Source organism: Actinoplanes sp. NPDC026670 (genome assembly GCF_040638175.1).
Classification (GTDB): domain Bacteria; phylum Actinomycetota; class Actinomycetes; order Mycobacteriales; family Micromonosporaceae; genus Actinoplanes.
On record NZ_JBEZXU010000006.1, the window covers coordinates 255,464 to 263,465 of the forward strand.

Here is an 8,002-nt window from a genome sequence, read left to right on the forward strand (position 1 = left end):
TTTGAGCGACCGCTCAAAGCGTACGGGGAGGGACCATGAAGGTTGTCATTCCAGGAGGAACCGGTCAGGTCGGCAGGATCCTGGATCGGGCGTTGACCGCGGACGGCCACGAGGTCGTGGTGCTGACCCGCGCGCCGAAAGGCCCGCGGCAGGTCTACTGGGACGGCGTCACCCTCGGCGACTGGGCCGCCGAGATCGACGGCAGCGACGTCGTGATCAACCTGGCCGGGCGCAGCGTGAGCTGCCGGTACACCCGGGAGAACCTCGACGCGATGATGAGCTCCCGCGTCGACTCGGCACGGGTCGTCGGCGCCGCCATCGCCGCCGCGACCAGGCCGCCCGGGGTGTGGTTGCAGATGAGCACCGCGACGATCTACGCGCACCGGTTCGACGCGCCCAACGACGAGCACCAGGGCGTGATCGGCGGCAGCGAGCCGGGAGTGCCCGGCTACTGGGGCTTCAGTGTGCGGATCGCGGAGAACTGGGAGGCCGTACAGCAGCAGGCAGTGACGCCGCACACCCGCAAGGTCGCGCTGCGCGCGGCCATGGTGATGAGCCCGGATCGTGGCGGGGTCTTCGACGTCCTGAGCTGGCTGACGCGTCTCGGTCTCGGCGGGCCGGTGGCGGGCGGGCGGCAGTACGTGTCGTGGATCCACGACCTCGACTTCGTCCGCGCGGTCCGTTTCCTGATCGAGCGGGACGACCTCGCCGGCCCGGTCAACCTGGCCGCGCCGAACCCGCTGCCGCAGCGGGAGTTCCTGCGGGACCTGCGTTCGGCCTGGTGGATGCCGTTCGGTCTGCCGGCCACCCGGCACATGGCCGAGGTCGGCGCGTTCGTCCTCAGGTCCGACACCGAGCTGCTGCTGAAGAGCCGCCGGGTCGTTCCGGCGCGGCTCACCGACGCCGGATTCGGTTTCGAGTTTCCGCGGTGGCCGGGCGCGGCCGCGGACCTGGCGGCGCGGCGCCGGTCAGGGAGACAGCGCCTGCGTGTCGAGGCCCTGGCCGGTTAGCAGAGCCACGACGATCAGCACGGCCAGCAGCACCCCGATGATCATGAGGAGCTGCACCCACCACGGCATGTCGTCGCGGCCACCAGCCATGCTTTCCTCCGCCCTGGAGTACAGAGTGCTTCGAGCATAGGCAGTTCGATGTTCCTTGATGTGCCCACCCGGAACAAAAGGAGCATCGACTGCAACCCCCCGAGGGCTTGGCGAGCTCAGATGTGGCACCGGACCCGGGCGATCACGGCATCGTCCGGCGCCGAGTCGAGGTAGGCGTCCATTTCCAGGATGTGCGTGTCCCATCCCCGGTCATCGGTGTGCTCGCTGAACCACTGCCCGTCCGATGTCAGATAGGCGTGCGTCGCGATGGCTCCGGCGGCCGCGCGGGCCAGGAAATGGTCGCGATCGCCGGCGAAGACCACCACGGGGTCCGCGGTCAGGAGCGAAAAGGTGAAGTAGGGGTGCTCCTGCGTCGCCGCGGCCTGCGCGAACTCCTGCACGGCCGGTTGCCGGAGCCAGGCGCGTTGGGCCGATTCGGGATCGTCGTGCATCTCGTCGAAACGCGCACGCGACAAGGCGCCGGGATGGGCGTGGACGACGTCGGCCCACGCATCCCAGGTGCCTGCCGCATGATCCCGGGCCGACTGACGCATCGCCCCGAAATCGATCATCCGCTTGGGAGCGGCAGCCACGACCCCGTCCCCGACACGCAGAACGTTCGCCTCGACCGCGTGTCCGGGTCGCAGCGGCAGCAGGTTCTGCTGAGGCAGCTGCCACCAGTCCCACGCCGCATCCACGTCGAACGGCTCGCGGGCATAGTCGTTGTAGTCGAACGGGGCGAGCGCCGCCGTCAGCGCCGCAACGACCAGTTCGGGACTGACCGGATCCAGGATCACCGTGGTGTAGAACTTCACGCCGCATCGTAATGTCGCCGAACTCGCAAGATCAACTAGGCGAGGAACCGGCCGCCGCGACCGACACCGCGAACCGGCGGCCCGGGTTGGGGCCGGGGGTGGCCGTGATGCGCAGTGGGCGGCCCGGATGCGTGGGCGTGATGGTCAGGCGCCGCACCAGCATCGCCGCCGTCGCGACCGCCAGCACCTCGGTCATCCCCGCTCCCAGACACGTGTGGCCGCCGACCGAGAACGGCGCGTAGACCGACCCCCCGCGGCCCGCCGTGAAGTCACGGTCGATGTCGAACCGGCGCGGATCGGGGAAATGCTCATCGAGGTGGTGGGGCACGCACGTCGCCACCAGCACCCGCTCCCCCTCGGCGATGTGAAATCCTTCAAAGTCAAAGGCTTTCGTCACCGTACGGGCGGAGCCCGGCGCCGGCGGATAGACGCGCAGTGTCTCCAAAACCAGCCCGCGTGACGCCGGAAGGCCACGCAACCGTTCCCACGTGATCGGCTCGGCGCCCGCCTCGGCGGTGACCCGGTCGAGCACACCGGGATTGTCGAGGAGCGCCCGCACCATGAAGCTGTACAGGTAGGCGACGGTGTTGACGCCCGCGAAGTAGCCCTGCAAGGCCATCCCCGCCCGGACGTCGAGCGGATACGCCTCGCCGTTCTCGTCCACCGCGTCGAGGGCCTGGTCGAGCAGGTCACGCGGCCCACCGGTCGGGTGGGCGGCCCGGTCGGCGAGCGCGTCCCGGGCGAAGGCGAGGATCTCGGCCCGCGCCCGCCGGTACGCGGGCAGGCGCAGAGCCGCCGCCGGCCACTTCCCCGCGATGGTGACGTCGAGAACCAGCTCGAACGCCGACCGCAACGTCGCGAACCGGGCCGCCGAACTGGCGCCGGTGAACGCGACGGACAGTTGCGCGGCGGCCAGCCGCTGGCAGGCGTCGACCACCGGCAGCGCCCGCTGCCCCAGCCAGCTGTCGAAGGTCTGCTCGGTCTCCCGCGTCACCTCGTCCCAGCGAGCGGCCAGCAGGTCCCGGGACAGCCCGGTGGCGAGAACCTTGCGCAGATGCCGGTGCGGTCGCCCGCGCAGCACGTGCACACGCATGCCGAACTCGTGGTTCAGCCCGCCGAAGCTGACCTCGCTGGAGAACACCTCCTCGCCGCGCTCCAGCAGGAAGCGGTTGGCGCGTTCCCCGGCCATGATGACGAACGCCTGGTTGAGCGCCTTGACCCGGTAGACCGGACCGAGCCGGTGATAGGTGTCGACGAAGAACTGCTGGACGTCGCCCATCATCGGCAGGGCGTTGCCGAGCAGGGGCAGTCCGGGCACTCGCGGGGGCGGCGTCATCCGGGCATTGTGGACCATGGCAGCCACTGAAGTCCGTCGGCGGACAGTGGTGGCAGCCGGTCGCGGGCCTCGGGACGCGGATCCGGGCCCCGGCCGATCACATCCACGCCGGCCGGGGTCACCAGGGACCGGTCGAAGGTGAGCACGATCAGTTCCCGGTCGTCGCTGAGGTGTTCCACCCGCCAGCGGCTGGTCAGCAGGCCCAGGGCGCCGCGGCCCCGCCAGGTGAGCCAGCCGGTCGCCGGGTCGAATCGGTCGACACCCGAGATCCGCCGCTGCCGGCCCGCCCGGGTCTGATAGGTGACCTCGTCACTGAGCCGCAGATCCGGGCCGGGCAGCAACCCGTACGAGAAGATGGGGTTGATCCGCCGCCCGGACAACCACATCGGGAAGGTGGTCGCCAGCACCCGCCACCCGCCCGGCAGCGTCGCCCGCAGGGTCTCCGCGTCGATCATCCGCCGATGATGCCACTCGCCGCGCCGTCGTGCTGGTCGCTCAGCCACCCTCGTTTGGCCGCCAGCACGGCGATCTGGAAACGGGTCCGGGCGCCGAGGACGGTTCCGGCGTCGCTGATGTGCTGCTGGACGGTGCGGCGGCTGATGTCGAGGATCCGGGCGATCGTCTGGTCCTTCATGCCGGCCGCCATCATCCGCAGGATCTCCCGTGTCCGCAGGTCGCGCCCCGAAGCAGGCAGGGCGTCGTCGGCGTCCGGCAGGTCGTGGCGTCTCGTCAGCAGCACCGGCTCGGCGCGGTCCCAGACGCTCTCGAACAGCGCCACCAGCGCTGTGACCAGGGCCGGCGAGTGCACCACCAGCGAGCCTGACGACGGCCGGTCCGCCCAGATCGGCAGCAGCGCGGCCGCCCGGTCGAAGATCACCAGCTTCACCGGGATCTGCGAGGTCAGCCGCAGCCGGCCGCCCTGCCCCGTTCCGCGCAGGGCGGTCATCAGGGACACCGCGTCGGTGAGGCCGTCCGTCTCGTACACCGATCGCATCCGGACACCGGGCGCCACGCCCACCGGCTCGGACGACGCGCTCGTCACGTACGGCGGCTTCGCCAGATGCAACACCTCGGCCGAACTTTCGGTCAGCAGCTGGCGGTAGCGTGCGGGCACCTCGTCCTCGTTCTCCAGCACCTCCACCATGCCGGTGACTCGTGGCCCGGACACTGCCTCGTGCGTCTCGAAGAGGCGTTCCACGAGCTCCTCGACCCGGGCCAGTTCGGCCCGCTGCCGGGCCAGCAGGGCGCCGACCGACGGCCGTGGCGGCGCGGCCGCCCATCGAGGTGTCGCGCCATCGATCCGGGACGCCAGCGCCGAGTCGGTGAGGAGCCGCAGCGCACGCTCCGCCTCCACGGCCGACAAACCGGCCGCGGACGCCACCTCGTCGCGGTCCGCCGATCGCACCGCCATCAGGTGCTCCAGCACCCGGCCGGCGGACGGATCAAGACCAGTCGCCGACCACGGTATGTCCGTCGCATTCATACGTAGTTGCACCCCTCGATCCCATCCTGCTCGGATCACCGACGGCTCGGGTGAATCGGGGATTACGGCCACGTAAGAAGCTGTCCGTCGGTCGTGGACGGTCTGCGCACTTGCGCAAGTGCACAGGATCGTCCTTGTGGCGGCCTCCGGCCCCGCGGTGAGGTGGGCGAACCGGAGCCTGTTCACAACCTCGCAGGAGCACCAGTTGCGCAGACCCACGGCACTACCCGCAATCGCCGCCCTGACAGTGGCGGCACTCCTCGGAACCACCGCCCAGCCGGCGAACGCGGCGACCCCGCCGCCGGCGCCGGCGCCGGACGAGTCCGTCCCCGTCACCGTGGCGCCGGAGACGGACACCCCAGCGCTCGTGGACGACGTGGCCGACCCGGTCGACGCGACCGTCGCGCCGGACAAGGCCGCCAAAGCCCACCTCGCCGGGCACAAGGACCGTTACCGGATCGGCGATCCGGCCGGCACGCTCACCACCGCGAGCGTCGAGACCGACGGAGAGCGGGAGACGGTACGGCTGAACCAGCGCTACAAGGGCCTGCCCGTGTTCGGTGCGCAGTACGTGGTGCGTACCGAGAAGTCCGCCGCCAAGCGCACGGTGACCGGAACGTCGGGCACCTACTTCACCAACCTGGACGTCGACACGACGGTCACCCCGATCCCCGCCGCGGTCGCTGTCTCCCGGGCCGTCGAGGAGGTACGCAGGAGCCTGCACCCGGGCGCCGCGGTCGTGCCCTCCGCCCCGCGTCCCGGCACGACCGCCACCGACCTGGCCGGCGCCGACCAAGGGCTGGTGGTCATGCCGACCGGCACCGGGGTCCTCGCGCGGCGCGTGCTCGTCAAGGGCAAGGACACCGTGTCTGGTCAGCCCGTGCTCACCGACGTGTACGTGGGCGCGACGAACGCGGTGCCGCTGCTCAGCGTCAGCCGGATCAAGTCGTTCGCCTCCGGTCAGCAGGCCGCCGCGCTGGCCGCCGACGGCAAGGCCGCCGCGCCGCAGCCCGCGACGGAACCGCGCCAGGCGGGTGACGGGTCGGCGTCGGTCGTCGGCCAGGGCACCACCCTGCACGGCGCGACCGTGCCGCTGCCGCTGCTCGACGCGGGCGGCACGTACCTGATGATGGACATCACCCACCGTCAGCCCAGCGGCGCGACGGTGCCGGTCACGACCTGGGACGGCCGGGGCTGGGACTACTACAACCTGATGGACGGCGGGTTCCCGGAGGGCATGACGCCGTTCGCGTCGCCGTCCACGACGATCGGCGCCGACCTGACCGCCGCCGGCGCCGTGGATGCCGCCTGGGACGCCGCGCAGGTGTTCGAGTGGTATCAGACGAAGCTCGGGCGCAACAGCCTGGACGACAAGGGCATGGCGATCGACTCGATCGTCGGGATCACCTACGGCGGCTACCCGTTCGTCAACGCGTACTGGGACGGCACCCGCATGGTGTACGGCAGCGGCGACGACGAGTACCTGTCGCTGGCCGCGGACCCGGACGTCGTCGGCCACGAGATGACGCACGGCGTGGTGGAGAACACCGCGAACCTCGTCTACGCCGGACAGCCGGGCGCGCTCAACGAGGCGCTCGCCGACTACTTCGGCAACGCCATCGACGTCGACGTGTCGGGCACCCCGATGTCCGACCCGCAGGCCGGGCTGCTCGGCGGCGACCTCTGCCGGACCCTGGCGCCCGCCGACTGCGCCCTGCGTGACCTGAACGACGGCGCCACGACGGCGGACTTCCAGCACCTCATCGACATCGCGTCGATGGACTACGGCGGCGTGCACCTCAACTCGACGATCGTCTCGGGCGCGTTGTGGGACATCCGTCAGGCGCTCGACAAGACGGTGGCCGACAAGATCGTCTACCGGGCTCTCACCGATTACCTGACGCCCATGTCCGACTTCGTCGACGCGCGTGACGCCGTGCTCGCCTCCGCCAAGTCGTTCCACCTGGGCCGGAAGGACCTCAAGGTGGTGCAGACCGCGTTCGACTCGCGCGGCATCACCGCGAAGTGGAAGTCTCAGCTGTACGGCAAGGGCACCAAGATCCTGATCGACAAGCTCAACACCGGCATGTACGCCGACATGCAGGCCAGCGTGGCCGGCGAATGGTTCACCGTGCCGCGGTCGGACGCGAACCGCGCCGAACCGACGTCGATCTGGGTGGGCCGCCTCAACGGCAAGGGCACGCCGTACCGGATCTCCCCGGCGGACGGGGCCATCCACCGCTTCGCGCGCACCGACGGCAAGCGGGTCGTGTGGTCGTCACTCGCGATCGACCCCGACTCGCCGACCTGGGAGACCAACCGCATCCTGTCGGCCCCGATCGGTGGCGGCCCGGTCAAGGAGCTCTACAGCTCCCCGTACCGCATCGACGGCCTCGGTTTCGACCGCGACCTCGTCACGTGGAGCCAATACGATCCGGAGCTGCAATACCTCGACGTGGTGCGCTACCTGCGGATCGGCTCGCCGGCCGTGCACACCCTCACCCATCCGGACTGGTTCGGCAACGCGACGGCGCCGAGCATCAAGGGCAGCAAGATCTCCTACGTCCGGTACGAGATCTTCCGTCAGCCCGACGCCAACGGCGTGTACTGGTCGCTGGACGTCGAGGTGCACGACCTCGCGACCGGGAAGACGGCCTACGCCGGCGGTGATGTCGGCGCCGAGCGGATGAGCTATCCGGTGTTGTCCGGCACCGGCGTCGCCTGGATGACCGACCGCGACTACGGCCACATCGTCGACGGCGAGTTGAGCAAGGGGGCGTACCACAACTCGGTGCGGCTCTTCGACTTCGCGACGCGCACCAGCCACCTGCTCTTCGAGGAGAACTCGCCGCAGGCGGTCCGCGCCGACACCGTCGCGTTGTCCGACACCACCCTCACCGTGACCGAGGAGGCGCCGGTGAGCGCCTGGATGGAGAACGGCGGCTACCCGGACAACTCGCTCAACCCGAAGCTCAAGCAGTACACGTTCCAGGGCCGGTACATCGGTCCGGCGTCGTGCAGCCCGGGCGCTCAGATGTTCGCGACCGCGGGCACGGGACGCGAGGTGGTCTTCATGGACTCGTCGGCGGCCGGGTTCGGCCTGGCGTACGCATCCGGCGCCAGGTCCTGCAACTGACCCTCTACTGAGCACAGCCGCGGGGGGGGGGGCGGGCGAGCGGCGCGCGCCGCCCCCCCCCCGCCCGCCGGGGACGCCGGGCGAGGCGGGGGTGTACCGCTCGACCCCGCCGGCCGCGGTCACCATCGTCAC

At 70.6% G+C, this 8,002-nt stretch carries 7 protein-coding genes; 2 read left to right on the forward strand and 5 right to left on the reverse strand.

Annotation, left to right across the window (positions count from 1 at the left end; all coding sequences use genetic code 11):
• The first annotated feature begins 35 nt into the window (after positions 1 to 35).
• Entirely contained in the window at positions 36 to 1,010 is a 975-nt protein-coding gene (locus tag AB0E94_RS08860) for a TIGR01777 family oxidoreductase (protein ID WP_360324138.1), read from the forward strand.
• Here the strand turns inward: AB0E94_RS08860 and AB0E94_RS08865 are convergent.
• From AB0E94_RS08865 to AB0E94_RS08885, 5 genes are all read right to left on the reverse strand, one after another.
• Complete coding sequence (locus AB0E94_RS08865; RefSeq protein ID WP_360324140.1) at positions 969 to 1,100, reverse strand: hypothetical protein; 132 nt, start codon at positions 1,098 to 1,100, stop codon at positions 969 to 971. The genes AB0E94_RS08860 and AB0E94_RS08865 overlap by 42 nt on opposite strands.
• Positions 1,101 to 1,216: 116 nt before the next feature.
• Positions 1,217 to 1,915: a hypothetical protein gene (locus AB0E94_RS08870; protein WP_360324142.1), complete on the reverse strand. Its 699-nt coding sequence runs from the start codon at positions 1,913 to 1,915 to the stop codon at positions 1,217 to 1,219.
• 31 nt (positions 1,916 to 1,946) lie between these two features.
• Positions 1,947 to 3,251 (reverse strand): cytochrome P450, encoded by a 1,305-nt coding sequence (locus tag AB0E94_RS08875; protein ID WP_360324144.1) that lies wholly within the window; start codon positions 3,249 to 3,251, stop codon positions 1,947 to 1,949.
• Positions 3,248 to 3,706 carry a hypothetical protein gene (locus tag AB0E94_RS08880; RefSeq protein WP_360324146.1) on the reverse strand — a complete coding sequence of 153 codons (459 nt, stop codon included), beginning with the start codon at positions 3,704 to 3,706 and terminating at the stop codon, positions 3,248 to 3,250. The genes AB0E94_RS08875 and AB0E94_RS08880 overlap by 4 nt, the downstream gene beginning before the upstream one ends.
• Positions 3,703 to 4,662, reverse strand: coding sequence for a helix-turn-helix transcriptional regulator (locus AB0E94_RS08885; protein WP_360324148.1), 960 nt, complete (start codon positions 4,660 to 4,662; stop codon positions 3,703 to 3,705). The genes AB0E94_RS08880 and AB0E94_RS08885 overlap by 4 nt, the downstream gene beginning before the upstream one ends.
• A 277-nt stretch (positions 4,663 to 4,939) precedes the next feature.
• Here AB0E94_RS08885 and AB0E94_RS08890 point away from each other — a divergent pair, with 277 nt between their 5' ends.
• Positions 4,940 to 7,870, forward strand: coding sequence for a M4 family metallopeptidase (locus AB0E94_RS08890; RefSeq protein WP_360324150.1), 2,931 nt, complete (start codon positions 4,940 to 4,942; stop codon positions 7,868 to 7,870).
• Positions 7,871 to 8,002: the final 132 nt, after the last annotated feature.